The organism is Streptomyces halobius (assembly GCF_023277745.1).
Lineage (GTDB): Bacteria > Actinomycetota > Actinomycetes > Streptomycetales > Streptomycetaceae > Streptomyces > Streptomyces halobius.
The window spans coordinates 1595795-1617679 of the sequence record NZ_CP086322.1; the positions used below are offsets into that span (position 1 = coordinate 1595795).

Below are 21885 nucleotides of genomic sequence, written 5' to 3' on the forward strand. Positions count from 1 at the left end.
CTGCACCAGTCCACATACGGTCAGTGAGGATCGCCCGACCTCCCCCGACTTAACCGGGAGTTGAGCGCACTCGTCGAGGCGGTCGCCGACCCCGCAGAAAACGCGCAAACCTGTGGGCGACTGACGGGCACCAGCCCTGATGGCGTGGTTTATTCATTAGTGTCCCAATAGACCGATGCGCTCCGAGAGATCGCGGAAACACCTTTTCAGCTGTTCGTTCGTCGCGTACGGGGAAGTCGCCGCCCGGCTCACCCAGGAGGCCCCAGGACGTTTCCGTACGAGGAGCCATTCAGCGGAAGTACGAGGGCCGAGAACCGGCTGTTGCGCGTGAGGCGACGATGACCGGCGAGGGCCGGCTCCGCCTTGTGCACTCTGACGCAGGGGCGTGGACGACGGCGGCAAGAGCGGACGCATTCCCATCAGTCGCCCGAGAAGGAGCACGCTCTCGCACCCCATACGCCGCTCGCCGTGCAGGTACAGGCGCTCCACCGCCCGGAGGCGGAATCCGACGAGGGGAAGATCTACAACCTCACAGGCATCGCGATCAAGGAGAAAGGCGTGTCACGACGCCGGAGCATGACCGGAGGCCGCTTCCTCCTGCGAGGAAACGGCCTCCGACCTGCAAAACGCTGGTCGGGACGACAGGATTTGAACCTGCGACCCCTTGACCCCCAGTCAAGTGCGCTACCAAGCTGCGCCACGTCCCGATGCGGGCCCTGGCCGGGAGGTTCCCCGGCTGACCGCGCAAGAGAACAATACCGCATGTCAGAGGGTGGGTGTTGCCATATTCCGGCGCGGTGCGACGGTCGGGCCCCGGCCGGAATGAGTACCCGTACTCATGCGCCCGCGTCACGGTGCCGCCACGCTACGCGCATGACTACTCCATCGATTCAGCGGCCGACGACCACGGCGTTCTTTGTGCAGGCCGCGATCTCGTTCGGGCTGTCGCTGGCGGCACTGATGATCGGGATCCTGAAGCTGCCGGTGGGGCCCTGGGAGCGCGGGTTTCTCGCACTCGGCCTGATCTTCGTGGTGTCCTCGGCATTCACCCTGGCCAAGTGCGTACGCGACCGCCAGGAGGTCGCGGAGGTGACGAACCGGGTGGACAAGGCCCGGATCGACAAGATCCTCATCGAGCAGGACGTGTTCAAGCCGGGGCAGGTCTGACTCCGGGGCGAGGGCCCAGAGCTCCCGCGGTTCCCCGCTTGACCTAAAGCATGCTTGAGGTTGCAGTCTCTGTCGCATGACGAACGCGACGACGGACACCACCACGGGCACGGCCAGGGACACGGGCATGGGTACGGGCATGGGCGCGCCCACGGCGGACACGTCCACCTCTCCCGGATTCCATGAACTGCCGGGCCTGATGGGCCTGATGACGGGCGATGAGAAGCACGGCCCGGCCGCCACCTCCACCCTCGACGCGCTCTGGGTCCTCTACGACCGGGTGCTGCGGGCCTCCCCCGCCACCGTCGCCGACCCGGAGCGGGACCGGTTTCTGCTCTCCAAGGGGCACGGCCCCATGGCCTACTACGCGGTGCTCGCCGCGAAGGGCTTCTTCCCCGTCGACTGGCTCCCCGGCTTCGGCGCGTACAACTCCCCGCTCGGGCACCACCCCGACCGGGTGCTGGTGCCCGGTGCCGAGATCGGCAGCGGATCGCTGGGGCACGGGCTGCCGCTGGCCGTCGGCACCGCGCTCGGGCTGCGGGCGCAAGGACGCACCGGACCGGCCGTCTGGGTGCTGATCGGCGACGCCGAGCTCGACGAAGGCAGCAACCACGAGGCACTTGCCTACGCCGGCGCCACCGGGCTGGAGCGGCTGCATACCCTCGTCATCGACAACTCCTCCGCCACACACGGATGGCGCGGCGGTATCGCCTCCCGCTTCGAGGCCGCGGGCTGGTCCGCGACGACTGTCGACGGCCGCGACCACCAGGCGCTGTACGAGGCGTTCAGCGCGCCGCACCCGGGCCGTCCGCACGGGGTGGTGGCGCGCGTCGAACCCAAGGACGCATGACGGGCCCCGTCATTCCCCCTTACTCCGACTCCCCGCATTCCGATTACTCCAACACCCCTTATTCCGACCAAGACTTCGAGAGGGTTTCCATGATGGACACCATGCGTGAGCGGTTCGCCTCGGTCACCTCGCGGCTGCTGGACGAGGACCCGCGGCTCGCGGTCGTACTCGCCGAGATCGGCAAGGACGGCTTCACCGACGCGGCACAACGGCATCCGGAGCGGGTGGTGAATGTCGGCATCAGGGAACAGCTGCTGGTCGGAGTGGGCGGTGGGCTGGCGCTCACCGGGCTGCGCCCGATCATGCACACCTTCGCCAGCTTCCTCGTGGAGCGCCCCTTCGAGCAGGTGAAACTGGACTTCGGCCACCAGGGCGTGGGAGGGGTGCTGGTGAGTGCCGGCGGCTCGTACGACTGGCCGAGCGGCGGCTTCACCCATATGGCGCCCGGCGATGTCGGCCTGCTCGACACGCTGGACGGCTGGACCGTGCATGTTCCCGGCCATCCGGATGAGGCGGAGATCCTGCTGCGGCAGGCCGCCGCGGCCGGCGACGACAAGGTGTATGTACGGCTGTCGGTGCAGGCCAACGAGGCACCGCGGCCGGTGGACGGGGCCCGCTTCCGGACCTTGCGGGAGGGGCGCCAGGGGGTCGTGGTGGCGGTCGGGCCGATGCTGGACCCGGTGCTCGCCGCGACCGAGGGGCTGGATGTGACGGTGCTGTACGCGACGACCGTGCGCCCCTTCGACGCCGAGACGCTGCGGGCGGCTACCGGGGCGGCCGGGGAAGCGGATGTGGTGACCGTGGAGCCGTATCACGCGGGGACCTCGACGCGTTTTGTGAACGAGGCGCTGCTGGACCGGTCGCACCGGGTGCTGGGACTCGGCGTCAGCCGCCAGGAACTGCGCCGCTACGGGCAGCTCGACGAGCATCTGGCGGGGCATGGCCTCGATCCGCACAGCCTGCGCGAGCGCATTACCGGATTCCTGGGCCGGTAGTACCGGTAGAACCGGTGAGGCCGGTGAGGCCGGTGAGGCGGCGGGAGTCCGCCCACCGTGGCTCACGACCGTCAACGGACTTCTCTCTTCCGGCGTTTGGGGCAGCACGCGTCCGCGAACCTGGCGCGGGGGTGGCCGGCTGTCGGGCGTCGGCGAGAGCGCGTAGACCGCATACATCGCGTACACCGCATACATCGCGCACGCCGCGCACAGCACGTACGCCGCGTACATGAGGACATCGCCGACGGTGACCATGCTCCCGACGGTAACGGCCCCCACTGACAACGGCCCCACTGACAACGGCCGCCCGGACCGCTCGGACCGCACCGGACCAGCGCCAGGAAGCCGGCGCCAGGGAACTCGCCGAGGGGAACCCGGCGCCGCGGAACTCGATGCCAGGAGATTCAGATGCGCTTGTCCAGCCACGCCAGCAGGTCGTTCTGGACCTCGTCGCGATGAGTCTCGTTGATGATCTCGTGGCGGGCGTCCGGATAGGCGGTCCAGGTGAGGTCGCGGGTGCCGAGATAGCGGAAGTCCTCCAGCAGTTCGTAGACCAGGGTCATCCGCTGATGGCAGGGGTCCTGATCGCCGACGGCGATGTGGACGGGCAGTCCGCGCGGCATGCGGGCGAGGTTGCCGGGGTCGTTGATCTTGCGGATGGCCCGTACCCAGTCGACGGCCAGGCCCGCGCAGAACGGGAATCCGCAGTCCTCGTCGGCGACATAGCGGTCCACTTCGGCCGCGTCGCGGGAGAGCCATTCGAAGCCGGTGCGGTGGGTGAAGGCGTCGTTGAAGGCGCTGAAGGTACGGGGGATGAAGGCGGACAGGTGGGTGCGGCCGTGGGCGGCGACCTCCGCCTCCAGTTCGGCGACGGAGGTGTCGAGCTCCACGCCCGGCAGCGTGCGGAAGGTCCCGGTGAGGATCAGTCCGGCGAGGTCCGCACCGTATTCCTGGGCGTAGTCGCGGGCCAGCATCGAGCCCATGCTGTGACCGAGGAGGACCAGCGGGATGCCGGGGTGGGCGGCGGCCGCGTGGTCCCCGATGGCCTTGAGGTCGGCGACGATGGCCCGCCAGGCGTCCTCGCCGACCACACCGCGGCCTCCGGTGGAGGCGGCGGTGGCGCCGTGACCCCGGTGGTCGGAGGCGATGACGCCATAGCCATGTCCGGCGAGGAAGCGCGCGAAGCGGTCGTAGCGCCGGCCGTGTTCCGCGGCGCCGTGGGCGATCTGGACGAGGGCGCGCGGCCTGCCGGACGACGGGAGCCAGCTGTAGGTGGCGATGCGGGCGCCGTCGGGGGCCTGGTGGAAGTCCGGCTGCATGGGCTGCGGGGTGTCGGCCATGGCGTCATCTCCTGAACGGTGGGGCGGTTGCTGACGAAGTGTCGCGGCGGACGGCGGTCCGCGATCACGGTCCCCGGGTGTCCCGCCCACTCTCTCCCTCCTCGCGCCGGAGCGCCAAGGGGCGCGCGAGCAGGATTGCCCGCGCACGTACCCGTCGTGACACGATCAGGCGTTCGTTTCCGGCTCTGTGCCGCAACCCCCTGCACCAGGAGGAAAGTTGGACACCACGGATCATATAGCGGGCCCGTCCCCCAGCCCCTCGTCCCCTGCCCCGGCCTCCCCCATCGCCGCGTCCCCCCACCTGACGTCCCTGACCCGTCGCAGATTTCTGCAGGGCACGGCTTCGGCCGCCGCCGCGGCAGGGCTGGCCGGAGTCGCCGTCCCCGAGGCGTCAGCACTGCCCGCCGCCGCGGCGTCCGGCGCTGCGCTCTCCTTCACCGCCGCCACCAACGGCGCCGGCAGCCTCGCCCCGTCCGGCGACCGGCTGATCGCCGAGATACAGAACGTCCTGTGGTCACTGCCGCGCGCGGGCGGCGACGCGGTCGCCCTGACCCCGCCCGACCTGGAACCCACCCGGCCGGTGTACTCCCCCGACGGCCGCCGGATCGCCGTCTGCGCCTACCGGGGCGGCAACTTCCATCTGTGGACGCTGCGTACCGACGGCTCGGATCTGCGGCAGCTGACCGACGGGCCGTGGGACGACCGCGGCCCCGCCTGGTCGCCGGACGGGACCCGGATCGCGTTCGCCTCGGAGCGGGGCGGTGATGCGGTGGCCGGCGGCCCGTACCGGATCTGGGTGCTGGAGGTCCGGACCAGGCGGCTGACCCGGGTGACCGGGCTGCCCGGTCAGGACGGGCCCCATCAGGAGGGGGCCTGGGAGGACTTCGACCCCTGCTGGTCGCCGGACGGTTCCCGGATCACGTTCGTGCGCGGCACGGTGGCGGACGGCGCGCTGCTCTCCCGTACGGTCGCGTCGGTGCCCGCCGACGGCGGCGGCGCGGTGCGCACCGAGCACACCGAGGCGGCGGACGCCAAGGTGATGACGCCGGCCCTCTCCCCCGCCGGCCGGCTCGCCTATCTGCGCACCACCGACCGTCCGGGCCCCACCTGCACCCTTGTCGTGGACGGTGCGCCGCTCGCGGTCGAGGGGGATGTGGAGCCGGTGCCGCCGCGCTGGGTCTCGCGGGACGCGTTACTGCTGACGGTCGGGGGGCAGTTCCGGATCGTCGAGGCCGATGCGCCCGGACGGGCCGAGACCATTCCGTTCACCGCGAAGCTGCCGCTGGACCGTTCCGAGTACCGCGTCAAGGACTATGACTTCGAGCGGACGGGTGCGCGGCCGGTGCGCGGCGTGCATCTGCCCGCGCTCTCCCCGGACGGCCGCAAGGTCGCCTTTGCCGCACTCAACTCGCTCTGGCTGGCCCCGACTTCGGGTGGTGGTGCGCCGCGCCGGATCGTGCACGCCGCCGCCACCCGCTATGTCTCCGCGCCGAGCTGGTCCCGGGACGGCCGCTGGCTGGTGTACGCGGACGACCGGGACGGGCTGTTCGCGGTGCGCCGCCGCGATCTCGCCTCCGGTGAGGAGACGGCGCTGGCGACCGGCGGGCGGGTGCAGCCGGCGCTGTCGCCCGAGGGCGGGCGGCTGGCCGCGCTCGATATGTCGGGGAATCTCGTCGTACGGACGCTGGCCGACGGCACGGAGCGGGTGCTGGCCGCCCCGATGGGCGGTGGCGGGCTGCCGGGGCGCCCCAGCTGGTCGCCGGACGGCCGCTATCTGGCGTTCTGCGACCGCAACCGCCTCAACCTCCGTTTCCGTGAGGGCTACAACGTCATCCGGGTCGTCGACACCGAGACCGGGGAGTCCCGGCTGCACGCGCTCGCCGAGCATGTCTCGCTCGCCGACCGCTATGACTCCGGGCCCGTCTGGTCGCCAGACGGGCGGTGGATGGCGGTGATCGCCGAGTCCGCGCTGTGGGTGCTGCCGGTGCGGCCCGACGGCACGCCGGACGGTGCGCCCCGCCGGCTGACCGACGAGTGCGCCGACCACCCGTCGTGGTCCGGTGACTCCCGCACGCTGCTGTATCTGTCGGCCGGAAAGCTGCGGTTGACCGGGGTGTCCGGCGGGGCGGCCCGGACCGTGCCGCTGTCCCTCGCGCACCGCGGGTCGCGCGCCCGGGACACCGTCGTCCATGCGGGCCGGTTCTGGGACGGCAGCGGTGACGAGGTGCGGGAGGACGTCGATGTGGTGGTGCAGGACGGGCGGATCACCGCCGTCGAACCGCACCGGCCGGGCCGCTCCGGTACCGTCCTCAGGGTGGACGCCTCCCGGCGGACCGTGCTACCCGGCCTGTGGGACGCGCACACCCACCCGTGGCAGATCACGTACGGCGGCCGGCAGACGGCTCTGCAGCTCGCCTACGGCATCACCACCGCGGTCTCCTGCGGCGGCTTCTCCTACGAGCAGGCACGCCTCCGGGAGGCCGTCGCGGCCGGTGTGCTCGCCGGGCCGCGGCTGCTGACCTGCGGGGAGCTGCTGGACGGCGGGCGGGTCGCCTACAGCATGGGGCGGGCGCACCGGACGCGTGCCGGGCTGCGCCGTTCGCTGGCGCGCGGCGCGGCCCTGGACTGGGACTTCGTCAAGACGTATGTACGGGCGCCGGGCTGGGTCATGCAGGAGGCGGCCCGCTTCGCACACGAACGGCTCGGGGTCCGGGCGGGCAGCCATCTGCTCACCCCGGGGATACAGGCGGGGCAGGACCTGACGTCACATCTGCAGGCAACCCAGCGGCTGGAGTTCGGGCGTGCGGTGTCCGGCTCGGGGCACGCGTACCAGGATGTCGAGGAGGTCTACACAAGCACCGATTTCCATCTCCTCGCGACGCCTTTCTCGGCGTCGGCACTGCTCGGTGACGATCCGGCGCTGGCCGACGACGCCCGCGTGGGGACACTGATGCCCCCCTGGGACGCGGCTCTCGTACGGGAGGAAGCCGGGCACCGTCCCACGCCCCTCCAACTGGCCGACATCCGGACCGAGGTCGCCATATACCGGCGGGTGCTGGGCGGCGGCGGACTGGTCGCGCTGGGCACCGACCAGCCGTTGACGCCGGTGGGCCTGGGCCTGCACCTGTGTCTGCGCGCGCTGCACCGGAACGGTCTCAGCGTCAGCCAGACCCTGCGCACCGCGACCGCGCTGCCCGCGAAGGTGTTCGGTGCGGAGCGGGACCTGGGAACCTTGGAAGTCGGCAAGCTCGCCGATATGACGCTGGTGGACGGCGACCCGTTCACCGACTTCGACTCGCTGGTGCGGACACCGGCCGTGCTGCGCGGCGGTCGGCTCTTCGAACAGCGGGAGCTGGTCGGCTCCTTCCCCGCACCGCCCGGCCGCGCCCTGCGGTCCGCCGTCGACTGGCTGGAGGTGGGCCGGCGACAGCGCCGCGACTCCTGCTGCGACAGCGGTCACTGACCGGCCGCCTCGGGGTGGCACGGGGCCGGCGCGGTTCCCGTGACGAACCCGGGAACCGCGCGGCCCCGCACCGAAAGGACGTGCGAAGCGCCGTGGATCACGGGGTGGTGAGGAGCCGGTCAGTGCTTCAACCCGCCGTTAAACACCCTCCGTTGATGTTTTGCACGGTCCGCAGCAGGTATGCCAACGGGTATTGCACGCAGTAAGCGCCGGATCACTTTCCGAAATGCCACTGCGGACGGCATCGCCGGTGGCGTCCGCGAGGCGGGGACGAACAAGCGCGGGGAAGATCGGAGGAGGGCTCGTCGTGCATCGCTATTTCACCGACCAGCGACATGAAACACTCCGGCATCGGGTCCGGGACTTCGCCGAACGCGAGGTCCGCCCCCGGGTCCCGGAGATGGAGACGAGCCGTTCCGTCTGCCATGACCTTTCGCGGCTGATCGCCCGTCAGGGATGGATCGGCGCGACCGTGCACCGCGCCTATGGCGGCATGGGTGCCGGCCATGTCGCCAAGACCCTGATCATCGAGGAGCTCTCGCGGGTGAGCGCCGCGATGGGCGCGATGGTGCAGGCATCACAGCTGGGCGTCGCGAAGATCGTCCACTTCGGGAACGAGGAGCAGAAGAAGACCTGGCTGCCGGCCATCGCCTCCGGCGACTGCCTGCCCACCATAGCCGTCACCGAACCACGGTCCGGCGGCCATGTGCTGGGCATGGAGAGCACCGCGGTCCGCGACGGCGACGACTACCTCCTCAACGGCCGCAAGATCTTCGTCGGCAACAGTCATGTCGGTGATCTGCACGGTGTGGTCGTCCGCACCGGCGAGGGCTCCAAGGGACTGTCGGCGTTCCTCGTGGAGTCCGGCAGCCCCGGCTTCCGCGTCGGCGAACAGAAGCCCGCCATGGGGCTGCACGGCTTCAGCTTCGGCGAGCTCTTCTTCGACGACTGCCGGGTCCCGGCGGCGAATCTGCTCGGCCGCGAGGGTGACGGGCTGTCCGTGGCGTACTCCTCCAGCGTGCTGTACGGACGGCCCAATCTGACGGCTGTCTCGCTGGGCATCCATCAGGCCGTGCTGGACGAGACCACGAGGTTCTGTGCCGAGCGGCAGCGCTACGGCAGACCGCTGGCCGACCTGAGCAACATCAAGCTCAAGCTCGGGCGCATCCAGTCACGTCTGCTGCTCGCCCGGTTGTCCGCGTACCACGCGGTGCATCTGCTGGACCAGGGCCTGCCGTGCGACGCGGAACTGATGAACGCCAAGCTGGTCAATGTGGAGTCGGCGCTGGAGTCGGCGCAGGATGCGATGGACATACACGCCGCATGCGGGCTGTTCACGGACCGGCCGGTGGAACGCTTCCTCCGGGACGCGCACCATATCTTCGCCCCGGCCGGCACCTCCGACATCCAGTTGCTGCGCCTGGGCGAGCTGGCCCTGGGCCAGGCGAAGGGCGAGTGGTCCAGCCGGCTCGCGGAGCTGCTGCGGCTGGAGCCGTGCGAACGGCCCGAGGAGGACGACGTGGGCACCCCGGAGGAGGCGGGCGTCGCCGTGCCGGACCGGCGCACCGGCCCCTCCGCGGGGCGGCGCTCCTGGTTCGCGCCCTTCAGGTGAGCGACGGATCAGGACCTTCAGGTGAGCGACGGATCAGGGCGCATCAGACGCCGGATGCTTCAGATCCGGTTGCATCGGATCCGGATTCACCGTTCTGCCGCATCTCCATCCGGTGGATCCGCTCGACGAGTTCGGCGGCCTTCCCCTTGATCACCGCCAGCCCCTCCCGCCCCCAGGGACGCGGTTCGAGGTCCACGACACAGATCGTGCCCAGCGCCATGCCCGTACGGTCGATCAGCGGCGCGCCGAGGTAGGAGCGGATGCCGATCTCGTCGACGACGGGGTTGCCCGCGAACCGGGGGTAGTCGCAGACGTCCTCCAGGACCAGGGCCTTGCGGCGGACCACGACATGGGGACAGTAGCCGTGATCGCGGGCCATCACCCGCCCCGGCTGAGCGCTGGGAGGCGCCGGCCCCAGCTCGACGGCCCGGTCCTGGGCGGGCGCGTAGAGCCCGGCGAAGTACTGTCGGTGCTCGTCGATGAAGTTGACCATCGCGTAGGGCGCCCGGGTCGTCCGCGCCAGTTCACGCGCGAACGCGTCGAACGCGGGCAGCGGGGAGTCACCGATACCCAGGGCGCGCAGCCGGGCGACGCGCGCCGGGGCCTCGTCGTCCTGGGGTGTGAGCAGCAGATGGCGCGTCGGGTCGTAGGACGTGTACGGGAGGCGGGAGACGGGGTGGTTCATGGCAGCTCCGGGGACGCGGCGAGGGCGGGGGTGAGCAGATGCCGGACGAGGGACACCAGGGTGTGGGTGGCCGAGCTGCACTGGCGGGCGTCGCAGAGCACGACCGGGATCTCCGGTTCGAGGTCTATGGCGACGCGGACCTCGTCCGGTTCGTAGTGGTAGGAGCCGTCGAACTCGTTGACGGCGACGATGAACTGGATACCGCGCCGTTCGAAGAAGTCGACGGCGGCGAAGCACTGGTCCAGGCGGCGGGTGTCGGCGAGGATGACCGCGCCGAGCGCGCCGTGGGACAACTCGTCCCACATGAACCAGAAGCGTTCCTGGCCCGGTGTCCCGAAGAGGTAGAGGACGTGGTCGGGGCTGAGGGTGATTCGCCCGAAGTCCATGGCGACGGTGGTGGTGTTCTTGTCCTCGACGCCCGCCAGATCGTCGGTGCCGATGCTGATCTGGGTGAGGAGCTCCTCCGTGCTGAGCGGTTCGATCTCGCTGACCGCTCCGACGAAGGTCGTCTTGCCGACCCCGAAGCCGCCCGCGACCAGGATCTTGAGCGCGGTCGGGAAGAGGTCGGGCGAGGGATCTCCAGGGGCCTGGGGGTCACAGTCGTTTGCGAAGTCCATTCAACACCGCCTCAAGGAGGGCTCGGTCGGTACGGGACGCGGGCCCTGCCGCAACGGCCGCGGGGGCGCGCGCGGTGAGCGCGCCCCAGTCGACGAGGTCGGCGAGGAGCACCTTGGTGACCGCGGCGGGCAGCCGTATGTGGGCGGCGATCTCGGCCACCGAGACCGGCTTCCCGCACAGTGCCAATACCTGGGCGTAGTCCGGGCCTTGGCAGGAGGCCGGCCGCCGTCCGGTGGCCATCACCATGGTCATCAGGTCGAAGTGCGCCGTGGGGCGGGTCCGTCCGTTGCTGATGGTGTACGGCCGGACGAGCCGGCCGGCCTGGTCGTCGTACCACGGTGCGTCCTGGCCGCTGTGCCGCTGTCGGCGACTCAGGGTCATGCTCAATGACCGCCCGCCGGTGCCTGCTGGCGTGCGGGGGTGGACAGATACGGCCGGACGCTCTTGACGAGCATGCCCATCTCGTAGGCGAGCACCGCCACATCGGCGTCGCGCCCGGCCAGGACGGCCAGGCACGCGCCGGAGCCGGCGGCGGAGACGAACAGGAACTGGGACTCCAGCTCGACGACGACCTGGAGGACCTTTTCGCCGTCCCCGAAGCGCGCGCTGGTGCTGCGGGCGAGCGAGTAGAGACCGGAGGACAGGGCGGCCATGTGGTCGGCGCTGTCCGGGTCGAAGCCGTCGGCGGCCTTCACGAGGCCGTCGGACGACAGTAGGAGCGCGCTGCGGGCATGCGGTACGCGCTTGACGAGTCCGGTCAGCAGCCAGGACAGGTCGGTGTGCTGACCTCGCTGGGCCGTCGCATGCGGCTGTGCGTGCACATCACTCACCATGGTGGAGGTCGTCTCCTCGGGGACGGGGCGTGGGGGTGTCGTGGTCTCGGTCGTAGAGCGGGTCATTGCCGTCGGCACTGCTCCGGTCGCCGCCCCGGCCCGCGGTGCTGCCATGGCCGCCGGCGGTGTTCCGGGAGTGGGCGCCGGCCGCGTAGCTCTCGTCGGCGAGGCTGAAGCCGCGCCGGAACGCGGCCATCAGACCGGGGTCCGGCTCGGGCTCCGGGGCCGTACCGCGGGTGGCGGACGGCAGGATCGGGTCGCCGCGCAGCTCGGGGACGAGATGCTGCTGTTTGCGTCGGCGGGGCAGCCGGGGCCGGGCGCTGTTGTCCAGCGGGGCGGGCGGCGGGGGCGGCAGCACGACCGGGCCGGGGTCGGCAGGATGGTCGTCGGAGGCGGTCATGGCGCCACGGGCATGGACCGCTGGGCCGTTGGTGGTGCCGGAGCCGGGAACGCGGTCGGTGTGGGCGGTGACCGCCCGGTTGTCGTGGCCCTGCTGCTGCGCTTCGAGAGCGTGGTCGGAGCCGGTACCGGCGGGCGCGTGCGGGCTTGGGTCGTCCGGCTCGTGACGGAGCTCGTGGCAAAGGTCCTGCCAGTCGTCATAGCCGTCCTGGTGGTCGCGTGCCGGGTCGCTGTCCGGGGACCCGGTACGGGCGCCGGCCGCCTGCCCGCAGTCCTCGCCGAGCAGGCCCTGCGGCAGCACCAGCACGGCCTGCACACCGCCGTAGATATTGCTCTGCAGCCGCACCACGATGCCGTGCCTGCGGGCCAGCGAGGAGACCACGAAGAGACCGATCCGTCCGTCGCTCAACAGCTCGGCGACATCGATGTGTTCGGGATCGGCCAGCAGTTCGTTCATCCGGGACTGCTCCTCCACCGACATGCCCAGGCCACGGTCCTCGACCTCGACCGCGAGCCCGGCCGTGACCAGCTGGGCGCGCAGCAGGACATGTGTCTGCGGGGCGGAGTAGATCGAGGCGTTCTCGACGAGTTCGGCGAGCAGGTGAATGACGTCGGCGACGGCGTGGCCGCGCAGGGTGCCCTCGATCGGCGGAACGAGCTTGACCCTCGGGTACTGCTCGACCTCGGCGATGGCGGAGCGCAGCACCTCGGTCATGCTGACCGGGCGGCTCCACTGGCGGCGTGAGACGGCGCCGCCGAGGACGGCGAGGTTCTCGGCGTGCCGGCGGATACGGGTGGCCAGGTGATCGATGTGGAAGAGGCCCTTGAGCAGATCCGGGTCCTCGACCTGGTTCTCCAGCTCGTCCAGCAGCTCGATCTCACGGTGCACCAGGGACTGCAGCCGCCGGGCGAGGTTCACGAAGACCTCGACCTTCTGCTCACTGCCGGTGGCGTCGCCGCGCGCGATGGCGACCGCGTCGATGACCACGCTCTCGGCGGCCCGGCCCGCGGCGGCCACTTCGTGGGCGAGCAGATCGAGGGTGTCGCCGGTGGGCACCAGCTCCGGGTCGGGCTCGCGGTGCGGCGTCCAATCGCCCTGTCGTACGCGGTCCAGCAGGTCGTAGAGGTCGGACTCGCTGCGGGCGCAGACCTGGCGCAGGCGGGCGTAGCGGTCGCCGGTGGCGCGGGCCTCGGAGTTGGCGGCCGCGCCCGCGGTGAGCACGATGACGCAGATCAGCGTCAGTCCGCCGGCGAGCACCGCCCATTCGCGGCTGCCGAGCTGGGCGCCGCCGGACTGCACGACGAAGGCGGCGACGGCGGCGCATGTGACGGCGACGAGCAGGCAGGGGACAGCGGTGAGCCGGACCAGCCGGGACCGTATCGCCGCGTCGGCGGCCGACTCGGGGAACGAGGCCCGGCCGTGCCGTCCGCCCTCCTGCTCCCGCTCCCTCGTGGCGGAAGGTATGGGGGCAGTCCCCGGGGAACCCTGAGCCCCTGGGGACTTCTGAGCCTCCTGGGACGACTGCGTCCCCAGAGGGAAAGCGGTAGGCATCTGCGCCCTCCGGATCGGCCGTTGGCAGTTCGCGGAGCACGCACGCTAGTTGTTGCCGGGGTGGGGTTCCGACCGACTTCGGGGTTTCGCTACCCCGCGCCACCTCCGTAGGTGGGCGGCGTGGCACTGTCGTGCGAAACAATCCGAACTGCCATTCAGGCAGAGGGAGTTGGCGCCTCCGACGGGTTGTCTTCCGTCGTGCCCGACGGCGCGACGCGCGCCCCCGGCCAACTCGGCCAGCCCTGAACGGGAGGCACGGCCACCGCCCGCCACCACGGATCCACGACCGGCTCACCGGCGGGCTCGAACGGCCGGCCCGGGGGTGGTGTGGCCACCTTCGCGCCCCAGCGGTGCGCCGCCGCGACCGTGCGTTCCACGGGCTCGGACCACGGATGCGGCGCCAGGTTGAACGTGCCCCATTGGATCGGCAGCAAAACGCCGGCGGGACTGCCGCCGGAGAGATCGGCGTGGGCGCGCAGTCCCTCCTCGGGGGTCATATGGATGTCCGGCCATATCCATACCAAGTAGACGCCGACAAGGCTGTCACATGTGTGGGCATGGCCGGGCGTCCACGTCAACGCAGGTTCACCCAGGTGTCACGGATGTGGGTTTTAACGCCTACGTCACAAGTGACACCAAAAGTTGGGATTGGCCTTGCTTGACTCACAGTGGTCCGACGCCGAGCTGCGGGAGCTGGAAGAGCTGCGGCAGCGGGAATCACCCCTCCCTGCGGATGCTCCACGAGCCCTCCGCTCCATCCGCCTTTCGGTCCTCACCGACGAGACAACCTCCCCCGTCCGCCAGGAGTTGGACCTTCGCCGCTTCGCCCTCATGCGAGGCTGCCGCGTTGTCGGCGTTGCCCGAGAAGGGGCTTTCACGTGCCGCTAGTCACATTTCTGCGCGACTTGCCACACAGCCCGTACTCACTACGACACGTTTCGTGGTCAATATTCCCGAGCGTTTTGCGGACTCTTTCCTGATGGGGATGGCGAGCCTCAGTCAGGCGTTATGGATTCGTGATCAGTGCATGGCCAATGCCTGGGCGATGCATGGCCGACCAAGAGCCGCACAGCTCCGGCACCCCAGACAGTTCATTCACTCGGCAACGGAGAGGCGGTGTCTCCAGACGTTGAGCATGGCCCTACACATGCCCGTGACCGGTGCGATATTCCGCCCGAATCTTGTGCCGTTGTGCGTGGTGGCGTGCGTGAATGAACTAATAGAAATGCGCACACATGACGGGGGTAATGGGATTCAATAACTCAACAGGACCCACCGGGGGTGCCTTCCTCGGACCATGTACGGGTATCAAATTTTCGAGGTGCTGGGCCGGGTACTGTGACTCACTTGAGGGGCCCCCTTAGTCCCAATGAACCACGTCAACAACGGGCTCCTGCCCATATGGGCCAATGCGTCGGGGCGCTGAAGTGTCGCGTTGCCGGCCCCTGCGCACCCTGGGAGCGAGGGGCTTCCACAGTCCCAGGCTGGACAGCGAGCTAGGAGGTTGGCATGACGGGTCCGTGGCTCAACGCGGAGGATGTAGGGCAAGCGATTGACCGCATGAGAGGCGAAGCAAGCAAAGCCGCGAAAGGCGACATCACGGGTTTCATGAAAGAGTCAGTTGACCCTAACGTGCTTGGTCAAGCAGCGATGGCAAGGGAACTGGCCGATCAGTTGAATCGAATGCTCAACGAGAAAGAGAAGAGGCAGTAACCAACGGGCCCACGCTAAACGTGGGGCTCGCGTCAAGGACCCTTGCGGGTTTCCGTGCTCCTTCTCGTGAATGAATCATTAGCGTGAGCTGCGCCACTATTCTGTGGATCGGTGTCGCCAGTTGCCTCCGATCACATCTACATAACCTGTGCGGGGGTCTCTACACCCCCTCATCAACAGCAGAGTGTCCCGACTCTCAATGAGAGAGCGGGGCACTTCTAGAGATCGTGACTGCAGGATATCTAAGGGGTGGTCATCACAGCGGCCTTACTTACTGAGCCTGTGGGCCCTTCGTCCCTTGGCCAATCTCGAACTCGACCTTCTGGTTCGCTTCCAGGATCTGGAATCCGTTCGTCTGGATCTCGCTGTAGTGCACAAAGATGTCGGCCCCTCCGTTATCAGGGCCGATGAACCCATAGCCCTTTTCAGAGTCGTACGACTTCACAGTTCCCGTAGCCATCGGCCATTCCCTCCACGTGTGACGTCCGATATTTCAATCAGCCACCCATTGACCGTGTAATGCCGACAGGGCCTTTTCAGGTTTCCCGGTTGGTCATCACCGAAACGGTCCGGGTGGGTGGTTCCGCGAAGAGGCGCCACACGACGACGACTCATCACTCCTGAGGGTGGTCGAGTTATCCACATCGACTGCCGCCGGGCGGGGGCGCCGTGCAGTGGTAGAGGGCACGTATATGAGGGCTGCCGCGTTCGGGTGCCATTAACTAATGGGCCATGAACCCCAATGTGTGCACAGCACCTCCGGTGGGAGAGGGAGATAGCCTCGCTCACAGTCACAGATCACTCACCTAGCGTGTCCTGCTCACAGCCCCGGTAGCCCGTATGGAGTAACCAGATGGCGCGAGACTGCGGCCCATGCGTCTCCTGGTAAGTGGCAGTGGCAAATGCTGCCTGGTATATGCCCCACTCACGGGAGGCGAGCAGTATGGTAACCGACGTGACCGCCAAGACCATCCAAATCCCCACAGTGGGAATGAAGGTGGCTGAGTTTGACTGGACAACAGATTCAGGCAGTTACTCAGAGACAAGCATCACCAAGAAGGTCACATTCCCGGATAAAGTCCTCCTCCGAGACGATAAGCGGCAAGTCCAGACCGCGATCCAAGCCTTCGAGATTGAGGCACGGCACAACAACGGGAAGTACGAATACGCCTTCGGGGCGGCAAAGGTGGACGCTAAAGTCACAGATGTCGAGGACGGCAAGACGGTCACGGTCAAGATCACCGCGCAGCTGCGCCCGAAGAACCCGGATGCCGATGGGAGGACTTTCCAGTTTCGGGTTAAGGGTCGCGTACTCGCTACCGCTCTCCTGGACACCACGTTCACATTGCCCTGAGCCTGGGCCCTGCTCTGTCGGCGTGCCCGACCACCCGCCGACACAGTTCGCACATCGCAAGCAAGGCCCCCTCTCCATCACGAAGAGGGGGCTTCGAGCAGTGATCCAAGGTCGAAGGTGTCAGTGGCCCTTCGCGTAGGCTTCCCGGATTTCAGCCGATACCCGACCGCGGTTGCTAACGTCGTAGCCCTGCTCCTTAGCCCAAGCCCTGATCTTCGCGGTATCTTCGCCGCCGGCTGCCTTGGCTTGCCGCGCCCCCCGGGCCTTGGTCCTCCCAGTCTTCCGGGCCGCCTTCACGAACGGGCCGAACGCCTCAAGCATCTGTTCGTAGCTGTCCGGGCCAAGGTCGATCTCGTAAGTCACACCATCAATAGAGAAGGTATGGGTGGCGGCCTCCTCGGCCTCTTCGCCCGTGAGGTCATCGATGTAAAGGGTGACGATCTTCTGTGCCATGCGCGGATTATAGAGCACCTTGAGAGTAGTGTGCCCCCTGAGGCCACGAAAAGAGTAAAGGCCCCTCCGCAGAGGAGCCTGGCACTAGTCCTTCTCAGACGCTGAAGGTCTTGCTAAATTCCACGAAATTTACCCAGGAGACTGACGGGAAGGCCAGAGTTCCGCCGTCCCGGTTCTTGGTGTCTCGGACCATCACTTTGGACGGGCCAATATCGGCCACTTCCACGCAGTTATCCTGCTTTGTGTGCGAACTGGTACGCCAGCTCGGCTTCGTAGTCATGATTTTGCCCCCTAATCAGTAGGTATTTGATCAAAATGCTGAATCGCGGCGAAGATGAGGTCCCGTGCGGTGTTCCCGTATACAGCTGACTGCTTCAGGAGGGAAAACGCCTTAACATAAAGCTCGATCTCTCGGGGTTGCGTGACGGTCCCTCATGACGGATCGACCGAGCGCGAACATCACCCTTCGGCAGCGGCGTTCTGGCTCGGCCGGTGGCCACGCGGAGTCCTGCCATCGTTGCTCTGACGCCTGGCTCCACCGCCGTACGCTGCCCCCGTCGTGCATGGGCAGGGCCTTCCGCTGACTGATCATCTAGAGGCTGACTCGTAACTGTTGTGGCCATCGGGTGGTGGGTGGGACTCCGCACTATGCACGGTGCTCCGGTGCCACGTTCGGGTGAATCAGCGTGCCCTCCGGACTGGGGCGTACGACGATGCGGAAATTCCCTTTGCGGTCCCGTCAACGAGGCGGGGCTGAACCCAGGAGAAATCATGCGTCTTCGTGCTCTTGCCATTGCCGCCTGCGCCATCGCCCTGCTCTCCGCCGTCGCTCCCTGGGCAGCCGCCCAGCCCAACGGAGTGGACGTCGATGAGTGCCGCACTGAGGTCAGCTTCCTTGGCATCCCCATCACGGCTACGGGCCCCGAGGGGTCGAATTGCGAGTGATCAGGCCAACGCCGCGAGTGAGGTCGACGTTGTGGTCGGCCGCCGGGACCGCCTGAAGGCTGTCTCGTGACACTGGAGCGGCATGCGTCGGCGGACATATGGGTCCATCAATGCATGAATGAATCAATAGCAGAATGAGGTAGCTCAGCGTCTCCGCCAAGCTATCGATCCGGATGCGTAACACCCCAGCCTGTTACGGGCTGGGGCGCATGGATGGACGGCCGCCCGTGATCGTGCACCCGCCTGTTGATGGGCATCGCCGCGTGACGATCCGGGGTGAGCGGGGGCACGGCGAGGAGGCTTGCAGACCTCATGGAGTTCCTGCGGCGGGCAGGCGTTGCCGAGGACGACGTGAACCTCGATTATCCGGCATTCATCGAGTGGCGAGGTGGCGGCCCTGATCACTGGCTGGAGCCGTAGCGCTGGGCTGGCTGAACAGACCCGGCCGAGTGAATGAATCATCGAGCGACGGACACCACACCAGCTGTCAGGACTTCACCGTCCGGGTTCGGACCACAATTCGCGACGCACCGCGAGAGGTGGGTAAGGGCGTGAATTGCTGGGGCACCTGTTTCCGTTCGACCCGAGGCCTGCCGTCGATCGCCCCCAACACACGCTCGCGCTCGTCGCGCGGCAAGGCGCCTAACATCCGGGCCATCTTGCTCAGGTCGTCCACTGGCATCACCGCTCGCCCGCGAGTTCGAGGTCGTGGGCGGGCTCCGAAGTGACATCCAGAGGCGACGGCCGGCGCCAGGGATGGGCGATGGGCGCGGATACTGCCCGCCACCAGGGATCTACAGGGAGGATTCCGGTGGGTTCGAACGACTCGCCTGGCCGTGGGAACGCGACGGACTGCCCGACCTCTTCTGCTGCATCTCTCGTCCACTCTCCCGGCTCGGCCCACGGGTGCGGGGCGAGCTTGAAGGTGCCCCAGTGGATGGGGAGCATCACGCCGCCGGGCTTGCGTCCTTGCAGGTCAAGGTGTGCCTGGACACCTTGAGCGGGAGTCATGTGTATGTCTGGCCACGCTCCGGGCAGCGGCGTACGATCCGTGTGGTTCTTGGGCCAGAAGTCGCTGTACGCGCCGATCTGGATCATCGTCGCGTCGAACGGCCCGTGTGCCGCGCCGATCTCCGCGAATCCGGGGAAGTAACCGGTGTCGCCGCTGTGGTAAACGCGGTGCTCGGGTCCTTCGACCGCCCAGGACGCCCACAGCGTGTGCTGCGGACCGCGCGGTCCACGGCCGCAGAAGTGCTGCGCGGGCGCGGCGGTGAGGGTCAGCCCACCGACGCGGGTGGACTCGTGCCAGTCCAGCTCGGTGATCCGCTCCGCCGGGACGCCCCAGAACTCCAGGTCGGCGCCGATGCCGAGCGGGACGACGAAGGCCGCGCCGGTGCCGGTCAGCGCCTGGATCGTCGGCATGTCGAGATGGTCGTAGTGATCGTGCGAGATCACCACGGCATCGACGGGAGGGAGCTCCGCCAGCGCGACCGGCACCGGGTGCATCCGCTTCGGCCCGATCCAGCCGAACGGCGAACAGCGCTCGCCCCAGACAGGGTCGAAGAGCACCCGCTGCCCGTCAATCTCGGCGAGCACACTGGAATGCCCCATCCAGGTGAGCCGCAGTCCGGAGGCGGGCGGCCGGTCCCATTCCGCCGCGGTCGGACGATGCACCGGAACGCGGCCGACCGGTGCCCGGCACAACCGCCCCTCACGGCTCAGCTGCGTACGCGCCATCGGCAGCGCCGCCCCCCGGAGCAGCTGCCTGGTCGGTTCCGGATTGCGGAACTGGCCGTCCACGAACTGCGGCGATCTGCGCAACCTGGCCAGCCGCTCCCCGGTGGGCTCGGCGCCGAAACTCGCGGGACGCAGCGCGGTGAGTGGCGTGCGGCGGGGTCGGGAACCGGTCACGGCACCTCCATGGTCGGGGCGGTCGCAAAGTGAACGGACCGCGCGAACGAGGGGTTCCGGCGCGCCGGGCGGCCCGGCTCCGCTCCCGGCGCTCGACACGAGGCGGGACACCCGCGTCCACACCATCACCCTCATCCTCACAGGCCAACGGCGCGAGCGGCCGGGGCATTCCTGGGGCGGGGACGAGGGGAGTCGGGGTGGATTGGGGCTCCGGTCGTGGACGGGGGCGTCCGGGTATGGGCGTCGAGTGGGGGCATCCGGGGCCTGGGGACGGGCATGGGCGTCCCAAAGCGTGGGGCGACCGCGTCCGGCATCCCTCCGGCATCGGTGATTGCCTGGGCCGCTGCTCGGCGGGCCGCACGTTCTGTGGGGTCCGAGGCGGGGCGCCCCTTATCGGAGCCTCCGCTTCCGGACTTCCGGGACCCTCCGTCTTCGGGCCCTTCCCTGCCGGGGCCGCACGTTTCCGGAGCCGTCCGTTTCTCGGGCCTCCGCCGGGCAGCCGGCGGAACTCACTGCCGGGGCGGCTCACACCGGCTCGATGCCGGCCGGGAGGGTGGGGAGTCCCGGCCGACGTGGCAGGAAGACGGTGCGGAACACGATGCGGGGTGCGGCGAGACGGGACAGCGGGGCGGTGAGACAGAAGACATCGCGGAAGGTCGCGCCGACGACGGGATCGATGGCGGCGCGGGCCATCAGCCGGTCGAAGTACCACGTGCTCAGCCGCTCGCCCAGGCTCGCCCGGGCGTCGTCGTCCCTCACGTACGGGCGGTCCGCGCCGACCGCGGCGACCCAGGCGGGGTCCGCGGCACGGGCCACCGCCCGCTGCGCCTGGGCGGCACCCCCGGGGCGCAGGCCACCGCCCACGTCCAGCGTGCGGCGCACCTCCAGGGCCCCGAGTGGCCGCAACCGACATGCCCTGCCCGTACACGGGATTGAAGGTGCAGTTGGCGTCGCCCAGGACGAGGAACCCTTCGGGCACGGCACCGGAACGCTCGAAGTGCCGACGGCGGTTGCAGGTGTCGCGGAAGCCGTGCACCGGCGAGACCGGCTCGGCGTGCGCGAGCAGTTCACGGACGTACGGGTCGCCGATCGTGGCGCTGAATTCGGTGAACTCCGCCGCGTCCGTGGGCGGGTGGTGCCCGCACCCCGGACAGCGTCAGCAGCCACTTGCCGTCCTCGACCGGGACGTACGCGCCACCGCGCGGGCACTCCGGCCAGCCGGGGATGTTGACACCGGCGTCCGGCGCGCCGGCCGGGCCGCTGGGACGATACATACGGGTGGCGTAGGCGATCCCGGCGTCGACGGTCTCCTCGTGCGGCGCGGTCCGGCCGAGTCCGGCGTACCACTGGGGCGCCCGGGAACCGCGGCCCGAGGCATCCACGACCAGCGCAGCGGAGAGCACACACTCGGCCGCGCCAGCGTGCTCACCGTTCCGTGACCGTACGCGTACTCCGGTCACGCGCTGGGCGTCCCTGGTGAGGCCGGTTGCCTCGGTCGCCTCCAGGACCTCGACTCGGGTGGGCGAGTCGGCGGCCGCGTGCAGCGCCCGCTCCCGTAAGACCGCGTCCAGCACGGGCCGTGTCATGCTCAGCGTGGGGTGCCGACGCTCGTCGAAGCGCCGCTGCCAGCCGGTGGGGGTACGGGTGAGCAGATCGCGCGGCAGATACAGGCTCCGCGCCCCGGCCTCGGTCAGCGCAGCGACAGTGCCGGGCAGCAGGGTGGCCAGCGCGCGCTGGCCACCGCTCAGGAGAATGTGCAGATGGCGGGCCTGCGGGACGCCTTTGCGGAAAGCGCGCCCCGCCGGATACCGGTCACGCTCGACGACGGTGATCGCGTCCGCATGCCCCAACAGGGCGGTGACGGCGAGCATCCCGGCGAGCCCCCCGCCGATCACGATCGCGGTGCGCTCACCATGGGCGCGATCTGTCATTCCTGCTCCGCTTCCCGTCGGCCGGTCACTGCTGACCGCTGCTTGATCACCTTGACCAATTCGG

Annotated in this window: 20 protein-coding genes, 1 tRNA gene and 2 pseudogenes; 9 read left to right on the plus strand and 14 right to left on the minus strand. The window is 69.0% G+C overall.

Annotated features, from left to right (window positions below):
- Positions 1-630: 630 nt before the first annotated feature.
- Positions 631-707, minus strand: a tRNA-Pro gene (locus K9S39_RS07645).
- 166 nt (positions 708-873) lie between these two features.
- On the opposite strand from K9S39_RS07645, the gene K9S39_RS07650 reads away from it, so the two are divergent.
- The 3 genes from K9S39_RS07650 (at position 874) to K9S39_RS07660 (ending at position 3012) form a co-directional block, all read left to right on the plus strand.
- A complete protein-coding gene (locus tag K9S39_RS07650; RefSeq protein ID WP_248862573.1) occupies positions 874-1167 on the plus strand; it encodes a YiaA/YiaB family inner membrane protein in 294 nt (97 codons plus the stop codon).
- 127 nt (positions 1168-1294) lie between these two features.
- Complete coding sequence (locus tag K9S39_RS07655) at positions 1295-2017, plus strand: transketolase (protein ID WP_248868634.1); 723 nt, start codon at positions 1295-1297, stop codon at positions 2015-2017.
- A gap of 92 nt (positions 2018-2109) precedes the next feature.
- Positions 2110-3012, plus strand: coding sequence for a transketolase family protein (locus K9S39_RS07660; protein ID WP_248868636.1), 903 nt, complete (start codon positions 2110-2112; stop codon positions 3010-3012).
- Between the two features lie 404 nt (positions 3013-3416).
- On the opposite strand, the gene K9S39_RS07665 is transcribed toward K9S39_RS07660, so the two are convergent.
- Positions 3417-4331 carry an alpha/beta fold hydrolase gene (locus tag K9S39_RS07665; protein WP_406708129.1) on the minus strand — a complete coding sequence of 305 codons (915 nt, stop codon included), beginning with the start codon at positions 4329-4331 and terminating at the stop codon, positions 3417-3419.
- A gap of 238 nt (positions 4332-4569) precedes the next feature.
- Between K9S39_RS07665 and K9S39_RS07670 the strand changes: the two genes are divergently transcribed.
- Both K9S39_RS07670 and K9S39_RS07675 read left to right on the plus strand, forming a co-directional pair.
- Positions 4570-7815 carry an amidohydrolase family protein gene (locus K9S39_RS07670; protein WP_406707886.1) on the plus strand — a complete coding sequence of 1082 codons (3246 nt, stop codon included), beginning with the start codon at positions 4570-4572 and terminating at the stop codon, positions 7813-7815.
- A gap of 307 nt (positions 7816-8122) precedes the next feature.
- Positions 8123-9427: an acyl-CoA dehydrogenase family protein gene (locus K9S39_RS07675; protein WP_248862576.1), complete on the plus strand. Its 1305-nt coding sequence runs from the start codon at positions 8123-8125 to the stop codon at positions 9425-9427.
- Between the two features lie 43 nt (positions 9428-9470).
- On the opposite strand, the gene K9S39_RS07680 is transcribed toward K9S39_RS07675, so the two are convergent.
- From K9S39_RS07680 to K9S39_RS07705, 6 genes and pseudogenes are all read right to left on the minus strand, one after another.
- Positions 9471-10112 (minus strand): GAF domain-containing protein, encoded by a 642-nt coding sequence (locus tag K9S39_RS07680; protein WP_248862577.1) that lies wholly within the window; start codon positions 10110-10112, stop codon positions 9471-9473.
- On the minus strand, positions 10109-10729 hold the full coding sequence (locus tag K9S39_RS07685) for a GTP-binding protein (RefSeq protein ID WP_248862579.1): 621 nt from the start codon (positions 10727-10729) through the stop codon (positions 10109-10111). The genes K9S39_RS07680 and K9S39_RS07685 overlap by 4 nt, the downstream gene beginning before the upstream one ends.
- On the minus strand, positions 10707-11111 hold the full coding sequence (locus tag K9S39_RS07690) for a DUF742 domain-containing protein (RefSeq protein ID WP_248862581.1): 405 nt from the start codon (positions 11109-11111) through the stop codon (positions 10707-10709). The genes K9S39_RS07685 and K9S39_RS07690 overlap by 23 nt, the downstream gene beginning before the upstream one ends.
- Positions 11112-11113: 2 nt before the next feature.
- Positions 11114-11563, minus strand: coding sequence for a roadblock/LC7 domain-containing protein (locus K9S39_RS07695; RefSeq protein WP_248862582.1), 450 nt, complete (start codon positions 11561-11563; stop codon positions 11114-11116).
- The gene (locus K9S39_RS07700; RefSeq protein WP_248862583.1) at positions 11553-13514 is read right to left on the minus strand and encodes a sensor histidine kinase; all 1962 of its coding nucleotides are present in this window, start codon (positions 13512-13514) and stop codon (positions 11553-11555) included. The genes K9S39_RS07695 and K9S39_RS07700 overlap by 11 nt, the downstream gene beginning before the upstream one ends.
- Positions 13515-13669: 155 nt before the next feature.
- Positions 13670-14026, minus strand: a pseudogene (locus K9S39_RS07705) (MBL fold metallo-hydrolase); the annotation flags it as partial.
- A 181-nt stretch (positions 14027-14207) separates the two neighbouring features.
- Between K9S39_RS07705 and K9S39_RS07710 the strand changes: the two are divergent.
- Together K9S39_RS07710 and K9S39_RS07715 are read left to right on the plus strand one after the other, a co-directional pair.
- Positions 14208-14381 (plus strand): annotated as a pseudogene (locus tag K9S39_RS07710) (recombinase family protein); the annotation flags it as partial.
- Between the two features lie 642 nt (positions 14382-15023).
- The gene (locus K9S39_RS07715) at positions 15024-15227 is read left to right on the plus strand and encodes a hypothetical protein (protein ID WP_248862585.1); all 204 of its coding nucleotides are present in this window, start codon (positions 15024-15026) and stop codon (positions 15225-15227) included.
- Positions 15228-15498: 271 nt separating this feature from the next.
- Here K9S39_RS07715 and K9S39_RS07720 read toward each other — a convergent pair whose 3' ends face one another.
- Positions 15499-15687, minus strand: a complete 189-nt coding sequence (locus tag K9S39_RS07720; protein WP_248862586.1) for a cold-shock protein — start codon at positions 15685-15687, stop codon at positions 15499-15501.
- A gap of 495 nt (positions 15688-16182) precedes the next feature.
- On the opposite strand from K9S39_RS07720, the gene K9S39_RS07725 reads away from it, so the two are divergent.
- Positions 16183-16581: a hypothetical protein gene (locus K9S39_RS07725; RefSeq protein ID WP_248862587.1), complete on the plus strand. Its 399-nt coding sequence runs from the start codon at positions 16183-16185 to the stop codon at positions 16579-16581.
- A gap of 120 nt (positions 16582-16701) precedes the next feature.
- Here K9S39_RS07725 and K9S39_RS07730 read toward each other — a convergent pair whose 3' ends face one another.
- Positions 16702-17034 carry a histone-like nucleoid-structuring protein Lsr2 gene (locus tag K9S39_RS07730; protein WP_248862588.1) on the minus strand — a complete coding sequence of 111 codons (333 nt, stop codon included), beginning with the start codon at positions 17032-17034 and terminating at the stop codon, positions 16702-16704.
- 94 nt (positions 17035-17128) lie between these two features.
- A complete protein-coding gene (locus K9S39_RS07735) occupies positions 17129-17314 on the minus strand; it encodes a DUF397 domain-containing protein (protein ID WP_248862589.1) in 186 nt (61 codons plus the stop codon).
- 491 nt (positions 17315-17805) lie between these two features.
- Between K9S39_RS07735 and K9S39_RS07745 the strand changes: the two genes are divergently transcribed.
- The gene (locus K9S39_RS07745; RefSeq protein WP_248862590.1) at positions 17806-17979 is read left to right on the plus strand and encodes a hypothetical protein; all 174 of its coding nucleotides are present in this window, start codon (positions 17806-17808) and stop codon (positions 17977-17979) included.
- Between the two features lie 681 nt (positions 17980-18660).
- Here K9S39_RS07745 and K9S39_RS07755 read toward each other — a convergent pair.
- From K9S39_RS07755 to K9S39_RS42345, 3 genes are all read right to left on the minus strand, one after another.
- A complete protein-coding gene (locus K9S39_RS07755; RefSeq protein ID WP_248862591.1) occupies positions 18661-19890 on the minus strand; it encodes an MBL fold metallo-hydrolase in 1230 nt (409 codons plus the stop codon).
- Between the two features lie 525 nt (positions 19891-20415).
- On the minus strand, positions 20416-20796 hold the full coding sequence (locus tag K9S39_RS42340) for a hypothetical protein (RefSeq protein WP_319949539.1): 381 nt from the start codon (positions 20794-20796) through the stop codon (positions 20416-20418).
- Positions 20797-20957: 161 nt separating this feature from the next.
- Positions 20958-21821 carry an NAD(P)/FAD-dependent oxidoreductase gene (locus K9S39_RS42345; RefSeq protein ID WP_319949540.1) on the minus strand — a complete coding sequence of 288 codons (864 nt, stop codon included), beginning with the start codon at positions 21819-21821 and terminating at the stop codon, positions 20958-20960.
- Between the last annotated feature and the right edge of the window lie 64 nt (positions 21822-21885).

What these genes read in the sequence shown, in the direction of transcription:
- K9S39_RS07700 (WP_248862583.1), bottom strand. Translation starts at nt 13,514, where the DNA reads ATGCCTACCGCTTTCCCTCTGGGGACGCAGTCGTCCCAGGAGGCTCAG.
- K9S39_RS07685 (WP_248862579.1), bottom strand. Translation starts at nt 10,729, where the DNA reads ATGGACTTCGCAAACGACTGTGACCCCCAGGCCCCTGGAGATCCCTCG.
- K9S39_RS07715 (WP_248862585.1), top strand. Translation starts at nt 15,024, where the DNA reads ATGACGGGTCCGTGGCTCAACGCGGAGGATGTAGGGCAAGCGATTGAC.
- K9S39_RS07665 (WP_406708129.1), bottom strand. Translation starts at nt 4,331, where the DNA reads ATGCAGCCGGACTTCCACCAGGCCCCCGACGGCGCCCGCATCGCCACC.
- K9S39_RS07695 (WP_248862582.1), bottom strand. Translation starts at nt 11,563, where the DNA reads ATGGTGAGTGATGTGCACGCACAGCCGCATGCGACGGCCCAGCGAGGT.
- K9S39_RS07720 (WP_248862586.1), bottom strand. Translation starts at nt 15,687, where the DNA reads ATGGCTACGGGAACTGTGAAGTCGTACGACTCTGAAAAGGGCTATGGG.
- K9S39_RS07660 (WP_248868636.1), top strand. Translation starts at nt 2,110, where the DNA reads ATGGACACCATGCGTGAGCGGTTCGCCTCGGTCACCTCGCGGCTGCTG.
- K9S39_RS07690 (WP_248862581.1), bottom strand. Translation starts at nt 11,111, where the DNA reads ATGACCCTGAGTCGCCGACAGCGGCACAGCGGCCAGGACGCACCGTGG.
- K9S39_RS07730 (WP_248862588.1), bottom strand. Translation starts at nt 17,034, where the DNA reads ATGGCACAGAAGATCGTCACCCTTTACATCGATGACCTCACGGGCGAA.
- K9S39_RS42345 (WP_319949540.1), bottom strand. Translation starts at nt 21,821, where the DNA reads ATGACAGATCGCGCCCATGGTGAGCGCACCGCGATCGTGATCGGCGGG.
- K9S39_RS07680 (WP_248862577.1), bottom strand. Translation starts at nt 10,112, where the DNA reads ATGAACCACCCCGTCTCCCGCCTCCCGTACACGTCCTACGACCCGACG.
- K9S39_RS07735 (WP_248862589.1), bottom strand. Translation starts at nt 17,314, where the DNA reads ATGACTACGAAGCCGAGCTGGCGTACCAGTTCGCACACAAAGCAGGAT.
- K9S39_RS07745 (WP_248862590.1), top strand. Translation starts at nt 17,806, where the DNA reads ATGCGTCTTCGTGCTCTTGCCATTGCCGCCTGCGCCATCGCCCTGCTC.
- K9S39_RS07655 (WP_248868634.1), top strand. Translation starts at nt 1,295, where the DNA reads ATGGGTACGGGCATGGGCGCGCCCACGGCGGACACGTCCACCTCTCCC.
- K9S39_RS07650 (WP_248862573.1), top strand. Translation starts at nt 874, where the DNA reads ATGACTACTCCATCGATTCAGCGGCCGACGACCACGGCGTTCTTTGTG.